Here is an 18,078-nt window from a genome sequence, read left to right on the forward strand (position 1 = left end):
TAATTATATGATATGTATAACATATGTTGATCTCTCCTGTATGATGTCGGCAGACGTCAATCCGGATGTGTGTTGATCGAACTTTTCGGGCGTGACGGTCATAGTTTTTTACGATAACGTTTCTGCCCGGAGGAATTCTCGATCTGATTTTTCATGGCTGCGGAAAGAGCGACGACTCGTTTTTACCGCATTGCTGACAGTGGATGGAGTCGCAACGCCATGGCCGTTGCGTAATAAGCAGGGCAGTGAAAATGGCATCAACTTACGCAAGCGATCTCGTTATCGATCTTTCGGGCCAATGGCGTCTGGCATCGGCCGAGGGTGATCATGCAACTACCATGACGATCCCAGGCGACGTCCATACGGCGCTCCATGAGTCATCGATCATTCCCGATCCCTACTTTGGCCGCAACGAGAACGACGTGCAGTGGGTGGCGCATCGCGACTGGATCATCGAGCGCCGTTTTACGGTCGATGAGGTCGATGCCGACTGGTATCTCGATATCGACAATCTCGACACGGTGGCCGTCGTCTTCGTCAATGATGTGCCGGTGCTTGCAGCCGACAATTGTTTCCGTCGCTACCGACCGGACGTGTCCTCGGCTCTCCAGCCGGGTGAAAACGTCATCCGCATCCATTTCCATTCCAGCATCAAGGCAGGCGCCGACCGCCAGACGGCTCAGCCTTTTTATGTACCGTATCACCCGGGCAACTCACCCATCCCCAATGGCAATCTTCTGCGTAAACCGCAGTGCCATTTCGGCTGGGATTGGAACATCGCGATCGCGCCACTCGGCCTTTATGGAAACATCATGCTGCGCCGGCTTGAGACTGCGCGCATTGAGCATGTCACGACCACACAGCATCACAAGGATGGCGGTGTTGAACTGCATGTCGAGGTCACACTTCATGCTGCTCAGCCTGCCAGCCTGCCTGTGCATCTGTCGCTCGGCGATGAAAGGCTGCGGTTGGATTGCGGTATCACTGCCGGTGAAACGGTCATCCGCCACGTGTTCTTCGTCGAGAATCCTAAGCTCTGGTGGCCGGCAGGCAGCGGCGAGCAGGCGCTCTATACGCTGAGTGTCGAATTGCCCGACGAGACGATGACCCGCCAGATCGGCTTGCGCACAGTTGAGCTTCTGACCGACAAGGATGAGGCCGGCAGCCGTTTTGCACTTCGCGTCAATGGCCGCGAGATCTTCTGCCGTGGCGCGAACTGGATCCCGTCGGACGCGCTTTTTTCGCTCTCAAGTGCAGAGAAGACCGAAGACCTGCTTCTGTCCGCTGTTGAAGCCAATATGAACATGATCCGCGTCTGGGGCGGTGGCTTCTACGAGCCGGATTGGTTCTATGATCTTTGTGACCGGTTGGGCCTGATGGTCTGGCAGGATTTCATGTTTGCCTGCAATCTTTACCCTTGCACCGAAGACTTCCTCGACAACGTCGAGCTCGAGGTCGATTACCAGGTAAAGCGGTTGGCCTCGCATCCATCGATCGCGCTCTGGTGCGGCGACAATGAACTCGTGGGCGCGCTGAACTGGTTCGAAGAATCGCGCAACAATCGCGACCGTTATCTTGTCGCCTATGATCGCCTCAACCGTACCATCGAGCGTGCCCTGAAGAAGGCGGCACCGTCGTCTATCTGGTGGCCGTCAAGCCCGGCCTCCGGTTATCTGGACTATGGCGATGCGTGGCATGCCGACGGTTCGGGCGACATGCATTACTGGTCCGTCTGGCACGAGAACAAATCCTTCGATGATTACCGGACGGTGCGTCCGCGGTTCTGCTCGGAGTTCGGTTTCCAGTCCTATACGTCCATGCCGATTATCCGCACCTATGCGGACAACAAGGACATGAACATCGCGTCGCCTGTGATCGAGCTCCATCAGAAGAATGCGGGCGGCAATGAGCGCATTGCCGGTACGATGTTCCGCTATTTCCGCTTCCCGAGGGACTTCGAGAACTTTGTCTATGTCAGCCAGGTGCAACAGGCGCTCGCGATCAAGACGGCCGTCGAATATTGGCGTTCGCTCAAACCTCATTGCATGGGCACGCTCTATTGGCAGCTCAACGACACCTGGCCGGTCGCCTCGTGGTCGAGCCTCGACTATGGCGGTAGCTGGAAAGCACTGCATTATGCGGCAAGGCGCTTCTTCCAGCCGGTCGCCGTGTCAGCCGTTCCGTCTGAAGACGGTAAGTCCGTTCGCTTCTCCATGGTCAACGATACGTTGGACGACGTCGAAATCGACATGAACATCTTCGCGCTGGCGCTCGATGGCGTTCGGATTCCGCTGAAATCCGCCAATGGCACCTGCGGACCGGATGCCGCATCGGTTCTGACCGAGATCGACCTGGATCAAATTCCAACCGGCGCGCTGCTCTCCTGGAATTTTATCGCCTCCAACGGCATGTTGGGCGAGGGGCATCACGTGCGAGATACCTACAAGGCGCTTGATCTGCGGCCATCGGGTCTCAGCCATCAGGTGACGGCGCTGGACAATGGGGCCTTCGAGCTGGAGGTTCAGGCGCAAGGCCTTGCGCTCTTCGTCATGGTGGAAGCCGATATCGCCGGGCGCTATTCTGACAACCTCTTCGATCTGGCTGCCGGAGAAAGCCGTCGCATCGTCTTTTCGCCAAGCGACAAATCAAGGACGGGCAAGCCGTCGTTTAAGCTGTTCGATCTTTACACATCGCAGTCGCAGGCTTGAAAGCCGACTTTGATCTTCTAATCTAACTGCACCACGATCCGCCGCCTCCGCGGCGGATCGGCAATTCCATACAAGGGAGGAAAACCATGGCCTGGCAACCGGCTGAAAACCGCTACGCATCCATGAAGTACAATCATTGCGGCCGCACCGGCCTCAAGCTTCCGGCCATATCGCTCGGCCTCTGGCACAATTTCGGCAACGATTTCTCCCACAAGACGAAGCAGGAGATTTGCCGCAAAGCCTTCGATCTCGGCATCACCCATTTCGATCTTGCGAACAATTACGGACCGCCTCCAGGCAGCGCCGAGAGCGCCTTTGGCGAAATCCTCAAAACCGATTTTGCCGGTTATCGCGATGAGCTTATCATCTCCTCCAAGGCGGGCTACAATATGTGGCCCGGCCCTTATGGCGAATGGGGTAGCCGCAAATATCTGATCTCGTCCTGCGACCAGAGCCTGAAGCGCATGGGTCTCGACTATGTCGATATCTTCTATTCCCACCGCTTCGATCCGGACACGCCACTGGAAGAGACCTGCGGTGCGCTCGATCACATCGTGCGGTCGGGCAGGGCGCTCTATGTCGGCATCTCGTCGTATAATTCGCAGCGCACCCGTGAGGCTGCGGCGATCCTGAAAGATCTCGGCACGCCCTGCATCATCCATCAGCCGAGCTATTCGATGATCAACCGCTGGATCGAGGAGGACGGCCTTGTCGATACGCTGGAAGAACTCGGCATCGGCTCCATCGTCTTTTCTCCGCTGGCACAGGGCATGCTGACGACGAAGTATCTGAACGGCGTGCCGGATGCGAGCCGCGCCAGCCAGAACAAGTCGCTCAACCCTGCCTTCCTCAATGATCGCAACATCGAGAATATACGCGGGTTGAATGCCATCGCCGAACGGCGTGGACAGACGCTGGCGCAGATGGCGATTGCGTGGGTGCTACGCGGCGGTCACATCACCTCTGCACTGATCGGCGCAAGCCGGCCTGAACAGGTGGAAGATTGCGTGAAGGCTCTTGAGAAGCCGGACTTCACCGCGGACGAACTGGCCGAAATCGATCGCTATGCACGCGATGCGGACATCAACCTCTGGGCCAAATCTGCCGAACTGAAAAAGTAAGGCAAGAGCACCGCTCGGGCATTCTAGTCCGAGCGGCCACCGTCGACTTGCTCGTCACATTAGAGATCGTGAACTTTAATTTCTTCCTCTAAGTTATAGTCAACATTACGATATTGTAATTTCATGCTTCAGTTTCCATTCATCCTCGGCGCGGTAGGGTCATCCCATCAGAACAGGAAAGGAAACACCCATGAAAAAGCTCGTCACCGTTTTTCTGGCTGCGACAATTCTCGCAGCGCCGATGGCCCAGGCGCAGGGTCGCCATGACTACGGGCATGACCGCCGTGGGGTTCACGAACGGACTGTCACGACCAAGAAGGTGATCATCAAGAAGCACCGCTGGGACCGCGGTCAGCGTTTGACGCCTGCCGAGCGACGTCACTTCGTCGACCGTCGTGAATATCGCCGCTATCACCTCAGAGAACCGCGCCGCAATGAGCGCTGGGTGCGCGTCGACAACCAGTTCCTGTTGATCAATGCCGTCAGCGGCCTGATCATCGGCCTCGCCGCAGCGCGGTAAGCAATGAACAAGAAAGCGGGCGCAGCGAGCGCCCGCTTTCTTTTGCAGTGTCAGGCTGCCTGTCTGTTCCAATCGGGGAATGGATCGTTCAGGGTCTGCCAGGCATCCGGCGTAAAGCTTTTGGTGTCTACAAGGCAGGCATCGAGTTCATGGCGAAGTGCTGCCTCGCTCATGGGGTCTGCGCCGATGAAGACGATCTCTTGTCGCCTGTCTCCCCAGATAGTGTCCATGTAAGGTGCCAGCATTTTCTCGAAGCTCGGATCATCCGGCCAACGTGTTTTTGGCACGGAGGACCACCAGAGCCCCATCTTGCCGGTTTTCACCAAGGCGCCCGCCTGGCTGATTTCGCCGACATGGTTGGGTCGCGTGGCCAGCCAGAAGAAGCCCTTGGCGCGGATGACACCCGGCCAGTCGCGGTTGATGAAGGCATGGAAGCGAGCGGGGTCGAAGGGCCGCTTTGCCCGATAAACGAAGGAGCGGATACCGTATTCTTCCGTTTCCGGTATATGGCCCTTGAAGCCATGCAACTCCTTGAACCAGAGCGGATGCGTTTCGGCCTTGGCAAAATCGAAAAGGCCAGTGCCGAGTATCACCGCTGAATCGACTTGTCCGAAATCGGCCTCAACAAGACGGGCGTCGGGATTGAGACCGACGACGATCTTGCGGGCAGCATCAAGCTCTGCGGGGCTCGCGGCCGAGACCTTGTTCAGCACCACGACATTGGCAAATTCGATTTGCTCGACCAGAAGATCGACGAGCGTGCGGTTGTCACCTTCTCCCGCCGTTTCGCCGCGATCCGCCAGAAAATCCGCCGAGCCGTAGTCCTTCAGCAGATTGGCGCAATCGACAACTGTGACCATGGTATCAAGCTGCGCGACGTCCGACAGGCTGTCACCCTTGTCGTCGCGGAAGTCGAATGTGGCCGCAACCGGCAGCGGTTCGGCAATGCCGGTGGACTCGATCAGCAGGTAATCGAAACGATCCTGCTCTGCCAATTGCCTGACCTCGTTCAACAGGTCGTCTCTCAGCGTGCAACAGATGCAGCCATTGGTCATCTCGACCAGCTGCTCCTGTGTTCGCGACAGGTTCGCGCCGCCATCGCGAATAAGAGCCGCATCGATGTTGACCTCGCTCATATCGTTGACGATCACCGCAACCCGCAGTCCCTCGCGATTACCGAGAATATGATTGAGAAGGGTGGTTTTTCCAGCTCCGAGAAAGCCGGAAAGAACTGTGACAGGCAACTTCTTTTTCATATCATAACCTCATTTGTTATAACATTACATTGGTGGTCCGAAAGAAGGGCGGTCCGTGCCGCCCTTTGTTCTCCCGTCAGATCAGGACAGGCAGTTCTTCAGCGAATTGGCGATGCCGCGCATCAGCTTGAAATAGAGATCGGGTCCCGCTTCCAGCGTGCCGGCCTCCGGGTCCAGCGTACCAGATTTGGCGTTGGTGCCTTCGATCACGACGTTGACCAGCTTCGGCTCGAATTGCGGTTCGGCAAATACGCAGGTTGCGTTGAGTTCCTTGACCTTGGCCTGGATCTGCTTGATGCGGTCGGCACCCGGCATGTTTTCAGGGCTGACGGTGATGGAGCCTGCCGTCTTCACACCGTAACGGTGTTCGAAATACTGGTAGGCATCATGGAAAACGATGAAGGGCTTGTCCTTGATCGGCGCGACGGTTGCCGCAAGCTCCTTGTCGAGCGCGTCGAGATTATCGACCAGCTTCTTGGTGTTTTCCTGGTAGGTCTTGGCATTGGCGGGATCGGCGGTCATCAGCGTCTTTTCGATTTCCGTCGCCATGGCCCTTGCATTGGCAGGATCCAGCCAAAGATGCATGTCGTATTCGCCGTGGTCGTGTCCGTCCTCATGGGCATGGGCGTGCTCACCTTCATGCGCGTGGTCGTGACCCTTTTCGCCTTCATGCGCATGGTCATGACCCTCATGATCATGCCCTGCATGGTCGTGCTTATCGTCGCCCTCATGGGCATGGTTGTGGCCTTCGGCCTCCGCATGGTCATGACCTTCATGGTCGCCATGGTCATGGGCTTCGAAAGGGCCACCTTCGCGGAAACTCAGCTTTTCGATGCCGGGCGCATCGTCCAGTTCGACGACTGTCGCCTTTCCGGCCAGCGATTCCAGCGGCTTTTCGAGAAACTTCTCCAGTCCGTCACCGACCCAAAACACAACATCTGCATTTTCGAGCGCCTTGGCATTGGACGGCTTGAGGCTGTAGGTGTGGGGTGATGCACCGCCATCGACGATGACCTGCGGCACTGCGACACCCTCCATGATGGCTGCCACCAGCGAGTGGATCGGCTTGATCGACACGACGACATTCGGCGCGGCCATGGCATTGGAGGCGCCGATCATGGCGGCAGAGGCGAGGAGAAGGGCGGCGAGTGACTTCATAGGGTATGCTCCACTTGTATCGAAGTGTAATGTTATTACATAAGTTGCGTAACGCTATAACGTATGCCATAGCCATGTGCAACAGCCGCAATCGGAAAATCCCATGCTTCATTCTCCGGCCAAAAACGACGGAAACCTCGTCTCCCTGTCCAGTGCAGGTGTGAGACGCAGCGGGCGTTGGTTGGTGCGCGGCGTCGACTTTTCCGTCCGTCGCGGCGAGATCGTGACGCTGATTGGACCGAATGGATCGGGCAAGTCCACGAGTGCCAAGATGGCGATTGGCGTGATGAAGCCGGATGAAGGAAAGGTCGAGCGTTTGGCTGGCCTCAAGGTCGGCTATGTGCCGCAGAAGCTTTCCGTAGACTGGACGATGCCTTTGACCGTCTGGCGGCTGATGACGCTGACCGGAGCCCTGCCGCCACGGGAAATCGACGCGGCCTTGAATGCCACCGGCATTGCGCATCTCGCCAAGGCCGAGGTCCAGCATCTGTCGGGTGGAGAGTTCCAGCGTGCGCTTCTGGCGCGTGCGATTGCCCGCAAGCCCGATCTGCTCGTTCTGGATGAGCCGGTGCAGGGTGTGGATTTTTCCGGCGAGATTGCGCTTTACGATCTTATCAAGACCATTCGAAATTCCACGGGCTGCGGCATTCTCCTGATCTCGCACGATCTGCACGTGGTGATGGCGGAGACCGATACGGTCATTTGCCTGAATGGCCATGTCTGCTGCCGCGGCACGCCGCAGGCCGTGAGCCAGAGCCCGGAATATATGCGCCTCTTTGGCGGGGCGGCTGCCAAGGGACTGGCAGTCTATAGCCACCACCATGATCATACCCATCTGCCGGATGGACGCGTCATGCATTCCGACGGCTCGGTGACGGACCATTGCCATCCCGATGACGGGCACCATCACGAGCATGATCACGCCGATGATCATGTCCACGCTCATGATCATACTCATGACCAACATGAGGATGCCTGCGGCTGCGGTCATCATCATGATCATCGCTCCGATGACACCACCCATGCGCCCGGAGTGAAACATGTTTGACGACTTCTTCATCCGCGCCATCTTTGCAGGCGTCGGCGTCGCGCTGACCGCCGGGCCGCTTGGCTGCTTCGTGGTCTGGCGGCGCATGGCCTATTTCGGCGATACTATGGCCCATTCCGCGCTGCTCGGTGTGGCTCTCTCGCTGCTGTTTCAGTTGAACCTGATCGTCAGCGTCTTTCTCGTTGCCGCCGCGGTGTCTCTGCTGTTGCTTTTGCTGCAACGGCGTCAGGCTCTGTCAGCAGATGCGCTGCTGGGTATCCTGTCGCATTCTGCACTTGCCTTCGGTCTCGTCATCGTTGCCTTCATGACATGGGTGCGGATCGATCTCGTCGCCTTTTTGTTCGGCGATATCCTCGCGGTATCGGTCACCGATATTCAGATGGTTTGGGGCGGGGGCATTCTTGTGCTCCTGGCGATCGTCTATCTTTGGAAGCCGCTTCTGGCCTCGACGGTCAATGCCGAGCTGGCTGAGGCGGAAGGGCTGCGGCCCGAACGTTCGAAGCTTCTCTTCATGCTGCTGATGGCGCTCGTCATTGCCATCGCCATGAAGATCGTCGGCATCATGCTGATCACATCGCTGCTGATCATTCCAGCAGCAACGGCCAGACGCTTCTCGTCGACACCGGAAATCATGGCGGTGCTGGCGTCGCTCATCGGTGCCGTCGCCGTCATCGGCGGACTGATGGGATCGCTGCAATATGACACGCCGTCCGGCCCGTCGATTGTCGTTGCCGCCGTCTTGCTTTTCGTCTTGAGTCTTTTGCCTGTGCCGGGACGGTCGCGCAGTGCCGAGCAGGGAGTGAACTGATGAACATGAATACGAATGCGAAGAGCCTCACCCGCAACCAGTCGCTGGTCTACGACGCGCTGTCCCGCTCGCAGGCGCCGCTCAGTGCCTATGTGATCCTCGACAAACTGAGGGACAGCGGCTTCCGCGCGCCCTTGCAGGTTTATCGCGCGCTGGAAAAGCTGATAGAGTTCGGGCTCGTCCACCGGTTGGAGAGCCTGAACGCGTTCGTAGCCTGCTCCCATACGAGCGCGGATTGCTGCACCCATCATCATGGCACGGTGGCCTTCACCATCTGCAACGCCTGCGGCCAGGTGACGGAGTTTCACGATCACGAGATCGATCACCGCCTTGGCGACTGGGTCAAGGGACAGAAGTTCAAGGCCGAAAAGACGACGATCGAGATCCGTGGTTTATGCGAGGCCTGCGCGGCCTAGGCTCAAAAGCACGAGGCTGGAAGGTATGCGGGCAGACTAGACAGGCTTCAGTTCTTCGGCAAAGCGCTTCCAGTTGGCCACATATTTTTCTGCCGATTTTTTGATGCCCTCGGCGGCCTTTTCATCCAGTGTGCGGACGACGCGGGCAGGTGATCCGACGATCAGGGAATTGTCGGGGAACTCCTTGCCCTCGGTGACGAGCGCATTGGCGCCGACGAGGCAGTTTTTGCCGATCTTCGCACCGTTCAGGATGGTTGCGCCCATGCCGATCAGGGTGTTGTCGCCGATCGTGCAGCCGTGGATGATGGCGTGGTGGCCGATGGTGCAGTCCTCGCCGATCATTGCGGGAAAACCCGGATCGCTGTGCACCATGACGCCTTCCTGAATGTTCGTGCCGCGGCCAACCGTCATCGGCTCGTTATCGCCGCGCAACGTCGCGCCGAACCAGATGCCGACATCGTCACCCAGTGTGACGGAGCCGATGACATTGGCATCCGGCGCGATCCAGTATCGATCCGCTGCTGGCAGGTTGGGCACTCTCGTTCCGAGGCGATAGACTGGCATGGCGAATCTCCGATTTCTGTTCGGGTGTCAGACGACCTTGACCGTCAAAGTGCCGACGCCATCCACGCCGCACTCCATGATGTCGCCCTTGACGACTGGGCCGACGCCAGCCGGCGTGCCAGTCATGATCACATCGCCAGCGGCCAGTGTGAAAACCTTCGACAGTTCGGCGATGATTTCCGCTGTCTTCCAGATCATCTGGTCGAGATCGCCGGATTGCTTGCGCGCGCCGTTCACATCGAGCCACACCGCACCCTTGTCCGGATGTCCGATCGTCGAGGCTGGAACGAGTGGCGAGATGGGTGCGGAGAATTCAAAGGCTTTGGCGCCTTCCCAGGAGCGGCCCATCTTCTTTAATCCGTCCTGCATGTCGCGCCGGGTCATGTCGATACCGACACCATAGCCCCAGACGTGATCGAGCGCGTTCTCCACCGAGATGTTCGAGCCGCCGCTTTTCAGTGCGACAACACATTCGACTTCGTAATGAACGTTGGAAGAGAGGGGCGGGTAGGGAAAGTCTTGGCCGGCGGGCAGCAGGTTGTCCGGGTTCTTCTGGAAGAAGAAGGGAGGCTCGCGGGATGGATCATGGCCCATCTCGATGGCGTGGTCCGCGTAGTTACGCCCAACGCAATAAACCCGCCGCACGGGGAAGGTTTCGTTCGTGCCTTCGACGGGCAGGAGAACGGGTTGGGGGGCGGGGATTACTGTTGCGGACATAATGGCACTCCTTCTTGGGAGTGGTGTTGTCCCGCAATTTTAAGGTGATTTCCAGTCCAAACTTTTTGGGTTGTTCGTCTTCAGGACAGGAGCCACACGACACAGCCCCCTACGAGAATGAGGGCGACGATGACCGCGAGCAACCTGCCAACACCCGCATTGGTGTTGCTGTCGGCGCCAACGATGCTCCAGTAGAGAGACTTCTCGTCGCTCTTCTCACTCATCATGATCTCCCCAGAATGTAGTGACACCGTGTTTCACACACCCTCTCGATCATTGAGGGTTCCGCTTCGTGCATCGCGGATTTGAAAAGACGCGGGTAGATCGCTCAGCCATTCCGCCTTATATGAACCCGAAACGCCGTTCGTCTGAGCCTTCGATACGTCGATGTCACGCGAAGGAGACGAGGCGGCAATCAAGGATTGGCCGACGATTATGACGATGACTTCTCAACGCAAGGATGGCGCGTCGCATTACGCGCGTGGAAAGGTCTTCGCCGTCGCGCCGATGATCGACTGGACCGATACGCGTTGCCGCTTCCTACATCGCCAGCTTTCGCAGCATGCGCTTCTCTATACGGAGATGATCGTGGCCGATGCCATCATCCATGGCAAGCGTGACAAGCTGCTTGAGTATCACCCTCAAGAACATCCCGTGGCGCTGCAACTTGGCGGCTCCGATCCTGGAAAGCTCGCCGAGGCCGTCAAAATTGCCTCGGACTATGGATATGACGAGATCAATCTCAATGTCGGCTGTCCCTCCGACCGCGTTCAGTCCGGCACTTTCGGCGCGTGCCTGATGCGCGAGCCTGAGACCGTTGCGGCTTGCGTCGAGGCGATGAAGGCCGTGGCGCGTGTGCCTGTCACCGTGAAGTGCCGCATCGGCGTGGATGACCAGGAACCGGACGCTGTTCTTCCAGACTTCATCGCACGTATGGTTGCCGCAGGGGCGGATGCCGTCTGGATCCACGCCCGCAAGGCATGGCTTCAGGGATTGTCACCCAAGGAAAACCGCGAAGTGCCGCCGCTGGACTATCAGTTGGCTTATCGCATGAAGCAAGAGTTTCCCGATCTCTTCATCGGCATCAATGGTGGGATCACCGATCTGGATCAGGCGGACGAGCATTTGAAGCATATGGATGGGGTCATGCTGGGGCGTGCTGCCTATCATAACAGCTCGATCCTTGCGGAGGTGGATCACCGCATCTATGGCGCGCCGTCTCGCGATCTCGATCCAGGCGCCTTGCGCGACGCGATGATGGCCTATGCGGAAGATTACATTGCCAAGGGCGGACGCTTGAACCACGTCACCCGACATATGGTCGGTCTTTTTCAGGGATTGCCCGGCGCACGGCGCTTCCGGCAAATCCTTTCCAGCGATGCGACAAAGCCCGGCGCCGGATGCGAAGTCATTGCCGCCGCCTTCGACGCCATCGACTTCGAACGGGTACCGACAGCAATCGACGCATAATCAGGGCAGGTTCAGACGAGGGTCTGCAGCAGCTGCGCTCCGTTCGGCGCATTGACCTTGCCGCCGGTGATGAAGAAGGCGAAAACATCGCGCGGCGTCTTCTCGGCTTTTCGGTCGGGCGCGATCATTGTAAGATCGTCTGGCGCGCCGCCAGCTGCATAGGTCTTCAGGCGCTCGCTCCACGCCTTCACATCCTTCTCAGGATAGCAGGTCTCGATATCGTCCTCGCCCTTTTGCAGACGGCAATAGACGAAATCCGCCGTCACATCCGGCAGCATCGGATAGTCGTGATGATCGGCGCAGACCACAGCGACATTGTGCTTGGCCAATAGCTCGATGAATTCCGGTACCTGGAAGCTGTCGTTGCGCACTTCGACGACATGCTGCAATTTCAACCCGTCCTGCTTTTCCGGCAACAAGGCCAGGAAGGCGGCAAAGTCGTCCGGCTCGAATTTCTTCGTCGGCGCGAACTGCCAGAGGATCGGGCCGAGATGCTCGCCAAGCTCGGTCAGCCCCTGCGTCAGGAACTTCGTCATCGATTCCTCTGCTTCGGCCAGAACCTTGCGGTTGGTGACGAAACGGCTGGCCTTCAGCGAGAAAATGAAACCATCCGGCACTTCGGACGCCCACTTGGCGAAGGTCGCAGGTTTCTGGCTGCCATAATAGGTGCCGTTCACCTCGATCGCCTTCAGCTTGGAGCTTGCATATTCCAGCTGGCGCTTTTTGGTGAGCTTCTCAGGATAAAACGTGCCTTCCCAAGGCTCGAAGGTCCAGCCGCCGATACCGGCGCGGATCATTCCCGATTTGCTCATCCGTCTCTCCCATCAACGCGAAATTGCCATGTGAAGGGGGCGGATCACTCCGCCGCCTGAATATTCTTTTCCGGATGGCGCTCCAGCAGTTCCTTCAGGAACTGGCCGGTGTAGGAGCGCTTCTCCTTGACGATCTGCTCCGGCGTTCCGGCAGCCACGACCTCACCACCGCCGGTGCCGCCTTCGGGACCGATATCGATGATGTAGTCGGCCGTCTTGATGACCTCGAGATTGTGCTCGATGACGACGACAGAGTTGCCCTGATTGACCAGTTCATGCAGCATTTCCAGAAGCTTCTTCACATCGTGGAAATGCAGGCCGGTCGTCGGTTCATCGAGGATATAGAGTGTCCGGCCGGTCGAGCGTTTGGACAGCTCCTTGGCAAGCTTGACGCGCTGCGCTTCGCCGCCTGACAGCGTATTCGCCTGCTGGCCGACCTTGATGTAGCCGAGCCCAACATCGAAAAGCGATTGCAGCTTGTCGCGCACCGCAGGCACGGCGGCAAAGAACTCGACGCCTTCTTCCACTGTCATGTCCAGCACGTCGGCAATCGACTTGCTCTTGAAGGTCACGTCCAGCGTCTCGCGATTGTAGCGCTTGCCGTGGCAGACATCGCAGGTGACATAGACATCCGGCAGGAAGTGCATCTCGATCTTGATCACGCCATCGCCCTGGCAGGCTTCGCAACGCCCGCCCTTGACGTTGAACGAGAAACGGCCCGGTGCGTATCCACGGGCCTTCGCCTCCGGCAGACCGGCAAACCAGTCACGGATCGGCGTGAAGGCGCCGGTATAGGTGGCCGGGTTGGAGCGTGGTGTACGCCCGATCGGCGACTGGTCGATGTCGATGACCTTGTCGATAAACTCGAAGCCATCGATACGATCGTGTTCCGCCGGAATCTCGCGCGCGCCCATGACGCGGCGTGCGGCGGACTTGTACAGCGTTTCAATGAGGAAGGTGGACTTGCCACCGCCCGACACGCCGGTAACAGCTGTGAAGACGCCGAGCGGTACGGAGGCTGTGACGTTCTTCAGATTGTTGCCACGCGCGCCAACGACCTTTATCTCCTTGCCCTTCTTTGGCTTGCGCCGTTCGGCTGGAACAGGAACGCCCATTTCGCCGGAAAGGTACTTGCCCGTCAGCGAGTTCGGGTTGGCCATCACCTCCTGCGGCGTGCCCTCGGCAATGACCTGGCCGCCATGGATGCCGGCAGCGGGGCCAATATCGACCACGTAGTCGGCCGTGAGAATGGCATCCTCGTCATGCTCGACGACGATGACGGTATTGCCGATATCGCGAAGATGCTTCAGCGTTTCCAGCAGCCGAGCATTATCGCGCTGGTGCAGGCCGATTGAGGGCTCGTCCAATACGTAAAGAACGCCGGTCAGGCCGGAGCCGATCTGCGACGCAAGCCTGATACGCTGGCTCTCACCGCCAGACAGCGTGCCGGAATTGCGTGACAGGCTGAGGTAATCGAGACCGACGTCATTCAGGAAGCGCAGACGTTCGCGGATTTCTTTCAGAATACGAACGGCGATTTCATTCTGCTTGGCGTTCAGCTTCTCCGGCAGGCCTTCGAACCAGTCGCGAGCGACCTTGATCGACATCTGCGTGACTTCGCCGATATGCAGCGTGTTGATTTTGACCGCGAGCGCTTCGGGCTTCAGGCGATAACCGGCGCAGGCCGGGCAGGGGGCTGCCGACATGTAACGCTCGATCTCTTCCCGCGCCCAGGCGCTGTCCGTTTCCTTCCAGCGGCGTTCGAGGTTGGGCACGATGCCTTCGAAATTCTTCACTGTCTTGTAGGAGCGGGCACCGTCCTGATACTGGAACTCGATCTTCTCGTCGGTGCCTTTCAGGATCGCTTTCTTGGCGGAATCCGTCAGGTCGCTCCAGCGGCTGGAGAGCTTGAAGCCGAAGGCTTTGCCGAGCGCTTCCAGCGTTTGGTTGTAATAGGGCGAGGAGGACTTGGCCCACGGCGCAATAGCGCCATCCTTCAGCGTGCGTGCAGGCTCCGGCACGATCAGTGCCTCATCCACTTTCTGCTGCGAGCCCAGACCATCGCAGGTCGGGCAGGCACCGAAAGGGTTGTTGAAGGAGAAAAGGCGCGGCTCGATCTCCGGAATGGTGAAGCCGGAAACGGGGCAGGCGAATTTTTCCGAAAACAGCACCCGCTCATGCGTTTCGTTGAGCGACTTGTTGGCGGAACCGCCGGCGGACGTTTCTTCCGCAGGCAGCGGCTTGTCGGCAAATTCGGCAACGGCCAGACCGTCGGCCAGCTTTAGGCAGGTCTCAAGGCTGTCGGCCAAGCGCGCGGCCATGTCTGGTCGCACTACGGCGCGATCCACCACCACATCAATATCGTGCTTGTACTTCTTGTCGAGGGCAGGAACGTCGGCGATCTCGTAGAACTGGCCATCCACCTTGACGCGCTGGAAGCCCTTCTTCATCAGTTCGGCGAGTTCCTTCTTGTACTCGCCCTTACGACCACGCACGATCGGCGCAAGAATGTAGAGGCGCGTGCCCTCCTCGAAGGCAAGGATGCGGTCGACCATCTGGCTCACGGTCTGGCTCTCGATCGGCAGACCGGTCACGGGCGAATAGGGAACGCCGACGCGCGCGAAGAGAAGGCGCATATAGTCGTAGATTTCCGTTACCGTACCGACGGTTGAGCGCGGGTTGCGCGAGGTCGTTTTCTGCTCGATGGAGATCGCCGGTGACAGACCTTCGATCTGGTCGACATCCGGCTTCTGCATCATCTCCAGAAACTGGCGTGCGTAGGCCGAAAGGCTCTCCACATAGCGCCGCTGTCCCTCGGCATAAATGGTATCGAAAGCCAGCGACGACTTGCCGGAACCGGAAAGGCCCGTCATGACGATCAGCTTATTGCGCGGCAAATCAAGGTCGATGCCCTTGAGATTGTGCTCACGCGCACCGCGGATGGAAATCGTCTTCAATTCACTCATGACAAGGCTCTGGATTTCAGCTGTTTGGACGGATCGGTTCTTATGTCATCATCTGGAACGGCGTGTCGAGACGATTGACGTTCCGGTATGGTCTTGCCCGGCGCGTTCTCGCCTGGGAATGCTTCTGGATATGCTTGACTCACTCATCACGCCTTAATAGAACAAAAAAGGAACATGTTGCAACTATGCCCGTTGGCAAGAACATTCCTTGTGGATTGTCGTTCCACTCGCTGCCCATCGCGGCGGGGGATGGTCTATGGTGCGCGGGACTTTTGAACAGGAAAAATGCCGTTCATGACGTTCGGCAGACAGGAAGATAAATATGGCTGGCAGCGTAAACAAGGTTATTCTGGTCGGAAATGTCGGCGCTGATCCGGAAATTCGCCGCACGCAGGATGGCCGACCAATCGCCAACCTGCGCATTGCGACGTCGGAAAGCTGGCGTGACCGCAATTCGGGCGAGCGCAAGGAAAAGACCGAATGGCACACGGTCGTGGTCTTCAATGAAGGCCTCTGCAAAGTCGTTGAGCAATACGTCAAGAAGGGCGCCAAGCTCTACATCGAAGGCGCGCTGCAGACCCGCAAATGGCAGGACCAGAACGGCAATGACCGTTACTCGACGGAAATCGTTCTCCAGGGCTTCAACTCGACGCTGACCATGCTTGACGGTCGCGGCGAAGGCGGCGGCGGTGGCCGTGGCGGAGACTTTGGTGGCGGTGGCGATTACGCCGGCGGCGGCTCCTATGGTGGGGGCAGCGGTGGCGGTTACGACCAGCAGCCCGCGCGTGGCGGCGGTGCGTCGCGCGGCGGCCAGCCCTCCGGCGGCAACTTCTCCAACGATCTGGACGACGATATCCCGTTCTGATGACGGCGGTTGAGGCACGGGTGTTTCGCGTGCACATGCCGATTGATAAGACAATATGAAGGGGTGGCGGTTACGCTGCCCCTTATTTCTTTAGTCATTGAAGGATACGCATATGCCAGACCAGACATCACCTTCCCCGCAACCCGCCACATGGCGGATCGTCCTGGCCTTCCTCCTCGATTTCTTCACGGCATTCTGGGTGCTGGGCTTCCTCGTCGCGTCGATCCTGGGCGGCCGCACGGAAAACGGCTTCGAGCTGAATGGCCTATCGGCCATCGTCTTCTTCGCCTCCATCGTCGCCTATTTTGTTGTATTCAACAAATATCTCGGTGGCACGATCTGGAAGCGTTTGCTGAAGGCGAAGCGGTGAGCGACAGGGCTGTCTGTCACCCCGAACCAAGTGATCGATAAGAACGAGCGCGTGCGGCCCGGGCTTGATGCGACGTTGGCGGACATGGCATCTTAGGCTCACTATCTTTGGAGCAAATCCAGGCGGGCAGTGGCATGGGCAAAAGAGCCTTCATACTGGGCGGAACGGGCCAGATCGGTCGGTCCGTAGGGTTGCGGCTTTTGAGAGAGGGTTGGACGGTCACCTATGCGAGCCGCCGAGGAAACCTCCCTGACAACGCTCGCAGCTTCGACGCGAACGCCGTTTCTCTAGATCGTGATCAAAACGGTGCTCTGGCACGCGCCATCGGCGATGGTGCCGACGCGGTGATTGACGCAGTGGCGTTTGACGGGAAGCATGCAGACCAATTGCTCGAAATCGAGCATAACGTCGGCCAGTTCGTCATTGTCTCGTCATCAAGCGTCTATCGCGATCATCTCGGTCGAACCCTTGATGAAGCCCGTGAAAACGGTTTTCCAGATTTTCCTGAATACATGACTGAAGATCAGCCCACGGTTGAGCTAGGTCCTGAAACATACTCTACGCGCAAGGTGGCGCTTGAGAGAAGGCTGCTTGATCACGCCAACCGCCCGGTGACAATTTTGCGTCCAGGCGCCATTCACGGCACTCACTCGACGCATCCGCGTGAGTGGTGGTTTGTGAAGCGGATGCTCGATGGGCGGGAAGCCATACCACTCTGCTTTAATGGCAGAAGCAGGTTTCACACGACCGCGGTGTCGAACATTGCGGAGGTCACTGCCCGCGCGCTCGAAAGACCGGAGACGCGCATTCTGAATGTTGCAGATCCATCCGCGCTGCCTGTTCTCGAGATCGGCGCGTTGATCGCGAAGACCATGGAATGGGAAGGAAGACTCATCCCAATTGATATGGGTGACCCTCGTTTCGGATCGCCTGTCGGCTGGACGCCTTGGTCCGTGCCTGCGCCATTCACGTTGAGCACCGAGGCGGCCCAGCGTATCGGCTATACTGCGTCCATGGATTACTCGCAGTCTGTCAAAGAGATATGCGCGTGGCTTAAACAATCTGCCGGCGCAGATTGGAGAATGCAATTTCCTGTTTTGGCACAGTATAACTTTCCTCTTTTCGATTACGATGCCGAGGACCAATTCTTTCGTGCGTGAACCACCCAATTGGTTTTCGGGGGGATTAGAAGGCGGTTGAGATTAGCCAAGACGCCGCCTAATGCGCAGTCCGCTATTTCGGTCAAGCTATTGCTGTCGCGTTCCGTTGAACGACGGAG

17 protein-coding genes are annotated in these 18,078 nt (G+C 58.2%); 10 read left to right on the forward strand and 7 right to left on the reverse strand.

The features are described 5' to 3' along the window. The first annotated feature begins 251 nt into the window (after positions 1-251). From AC07U5_RS07365 to AC07U5_RS07375, 3 genes are all read left to right on the forward strand, one after another. Positions 252-2,708 (forward strand): beta-mannosidase, encoded by a 2,457-nt coding sequence (locus AC07U5_RS07365; RefSeq protein WP_494722646.1) that lies wholly within the window; start codon positions 252-254, stop codon positions 2,706-2,708. A gap of 86 nt (positions 2,709-2,794) precedes the next feature. After that, the gene (mgrA, locus tag AC07U5_RS07370) at positions 2,795-3,829 is read left to right on the forward strand and encodes an L-glyceraldehyde 3-phosphate reductase (RefSeq protein ID WP_112358300.1); all 1,035 of its coding nucleotides are present in this window, start codon (positions 2,795-2,797) and stop codon (positions 3,827-3,829) included. 190 nt (positions 3,830-4,019) lie between these two features. Then, entirely contained in the window at positions 4,020-4,349 is a 330-nt protein-coding gene (locus tag AC07U5_RS07375) for an RcnB family protein (protein WP_062427394.1), read from the forward strand. 50 nt (positions 4,350-4,399) lie between these two features. Here the strand turns inward: AC07U5_RS07375 and AC07U5_RS07380 are convergent, their stop codons facing one another. After that, the gene (locus AC07U5_RS07380) at positions 4,400-5,605 is read right to left on the reverse strand and encodes a GTP-binding protein (protein ID WP_494722647.1); all 1,206 of its coding nucleotides are present in this window, start codon (positions 5,603-5,605) and stop codon (positions 4,400-4,402) included. A gap of 81 nt (positions 5,606-5,686) precedes the next feature. Then, positions 5,687-6,763 carry a metal ABC transporter solute-binding protein, Zn/Mn family gene (locus AC07U5_RS07385; RefSeq protein WP_313555732.1) on the reverse strand — a complete coding sequence of 359 codons (1,077 nt, stop codon included), beginning with the start codon at positions 6,761-6,763 and terminating at the stop codon, positions 5,687-5,689. A 103-nt stretch (positions 6,764-6,866) separates the two neighbouring features. On the opposite strand from AC07U5_RS07385, the gene AC07U5_RS07390 reads away from it, so the two are divergent. From AC07U5_RS07390 to AC07U5_RS07400, 3 genes are read left to right on the forward strand one after another with little or no spacing between them, the layout of a single operon-like run. Continuing rightward, positions 6,867-7,811 carry an ATP-binding cassette domain-containing protein gene (locus AC07U5_RS07390; RefSeq protein WP_494722648.1) on the forward strand — a complete coding sequence of 315 codons (945 nt, stop codon included), beginning with the start codon at positions 6,867-6,869 and terminating at the stop codon, positions 7,809-7,811. Further along, on the forward strand, positions 7,804-8,619 hold the full coding sequence (znuB, locus tag AC07U5_RS07395) for a zinc ABC transporter permease subunit ZnuB (RefSeq protein ID WP_062427390.1): 816 nt from the start codon (positions 7,804-7,806) through the stop codon (positions 8,617-8,619). The genes AC07U5_RS07390 and znuB overlap by 8 nt, the downstream gene beginning before the upstream one ends. Positions 8,620-8,624: 5 nt before the next feature. Continuing rightward, entirely contained in the window at positions 8,625-9,035 is a 411-nt protein-coding gene (locus tag AC07U5_RS07400; protein WP_494723270.1) for a Fur family transcriptional regulator, read from the forward strand. Between the two features lie 36 nt (positions 9,036-9,071). Here the strand turns inward: AC07U5_RS07400 and AC07U5_RS07405 are convergent, their stop codons facing one another. From AC07U5_RS07405 to AC07U5_RS07415, 3 genes are all read right to left on the reverse strand, one after another. Next, positions 9,072-9,599 (reverse strand): gamma carbonic anhydrase family protein, encoded by a 528-nt coding sequence (locus AC07U5_RS07405; protein WP_494722649.1) that lies wholly within the window; start codon positions 9,597-9,599, stop codon positions 9,072-9,074. Between the two features lie 27 nt (positions 9,600-9,626). Then, positions 9,627-10,316: a fumarylacetoacetate hydrolase family protein gene (locus AC07U5_RS07410; RefSeq protein ID WP_494722650.1), complete on the reverse strand. Its 690-nt coding sequence runs from the start codon at positions 10,314-10,316 to the stop codon at positions 9,627-9,629. 80 nt (positions 10,317-10,396) lie between these two features. Further along, a complete protein-coding gene (locus tag AC07U5_RS07415; RefSeq protein WP_494722651.1) occupies positions 10,397-10,540 on the reverse strand; it encodes a hypothetical protein in 144 nt (47 codons plus the stop codon). 217 nt (positions 10,541-10,757) lie between these two features. Between AC07U5_RS07415 and dusA the strand changes: the two genes are divergently transcribed. Continuing rightward, a complete protein-coding gene (gene dusA, locus AC07U5_RS07420; protein WP_494723271.1) occupies positions 10,758-11,786 on the forward strand; it encodes a tRNA dihydrouridine(20/20a) synthase DusA in 1,029 nt (342 codons plus the stop codon). 11 nt (positions 11,787-11,797) lie between these two features. Here dusA and AC07U5_RS07425 read toward each other — a convergent pair whose 3' ends face one another. Together AC07U5_RS07425 and uvrA are read right to left on the reverse strand one after the other, a co-directional pair. Continuing rightward, positions 11,798-12,598, reverse strand: a complete 801-nt coding sequence (locus AC07U5_RS07425; protein ID WP_494722652.1) for a DUF72 domain-containing protein — start codon at positions 12,596-12,598, stop codon at positions 11,798-11,800. A gap of 44 nt (positions 12,599-12,642) precedes the next feature. Continuing rightward, positions 12,643-15,564 (reverse strand): excinuclease ABC subunit UvrA, encoded by a 2,922-nt coding sequence (uvrA, locus tag AC07U5_RS07430; RefSeq protein ID WP_494722653.1) that lies wholly within the window; start codon positions 15,562-15,564, stop codon positions 12,643-12,645. A gap of 322 nt (positions 15,565-15,886) precedes the next feature. Here uvrA and AC07U5_RS07435 point away from each other — a divergent pair, with 322 nt between their 5' ends. From AC07U5_RS07435 to AC07U5_RS07445, 3 genes are all read left to right on the forward strand, one after another. Then, on the forward strand, positions 15,887-16,429 hold the full coding sequence (locus tag AC07U5_RS07435; RefSeq protein ID WP_062427384.1) for a single-stranded DNA-binding protein: 543 nt from the start codon (positions 15,887-15,889) through the stop codon (positions 16,427-16,429). Positions 16,430-16,541: 112 nt separating this feature from the next. Beyond that, the gene (locus tag AC07U5_RS07440) at positions 16,542-16,799 is read left to right on the forward strand and encodes an RDD family protein (RefSeq protein WP_062427383.1); all 258 of its coding nucleotides are present in this window, start codon (positions 16,542-16,544) and stop codon (positions 16,797-16,799) included. A 134-nt stretch (positions 16,800-16,933) separates the two neighbouring features. After that, complete coding sequence (locus AC07U5_RS07445) at positions 16,934-17,959, forward strand: NAD-dependent epimerase/dehydratase family protein (RefSeq protein WP_494722654.1); 1,026 nt, start codon at positions 16,934-16,936, stop codon at positions 17,957-17,959. Positions 17,960-18,078 lie beyond the last annotated feature (119 nt).

Source organism: Agrobacterium sp. GW821-FHT02D03 (assembly GCF_059421725.1).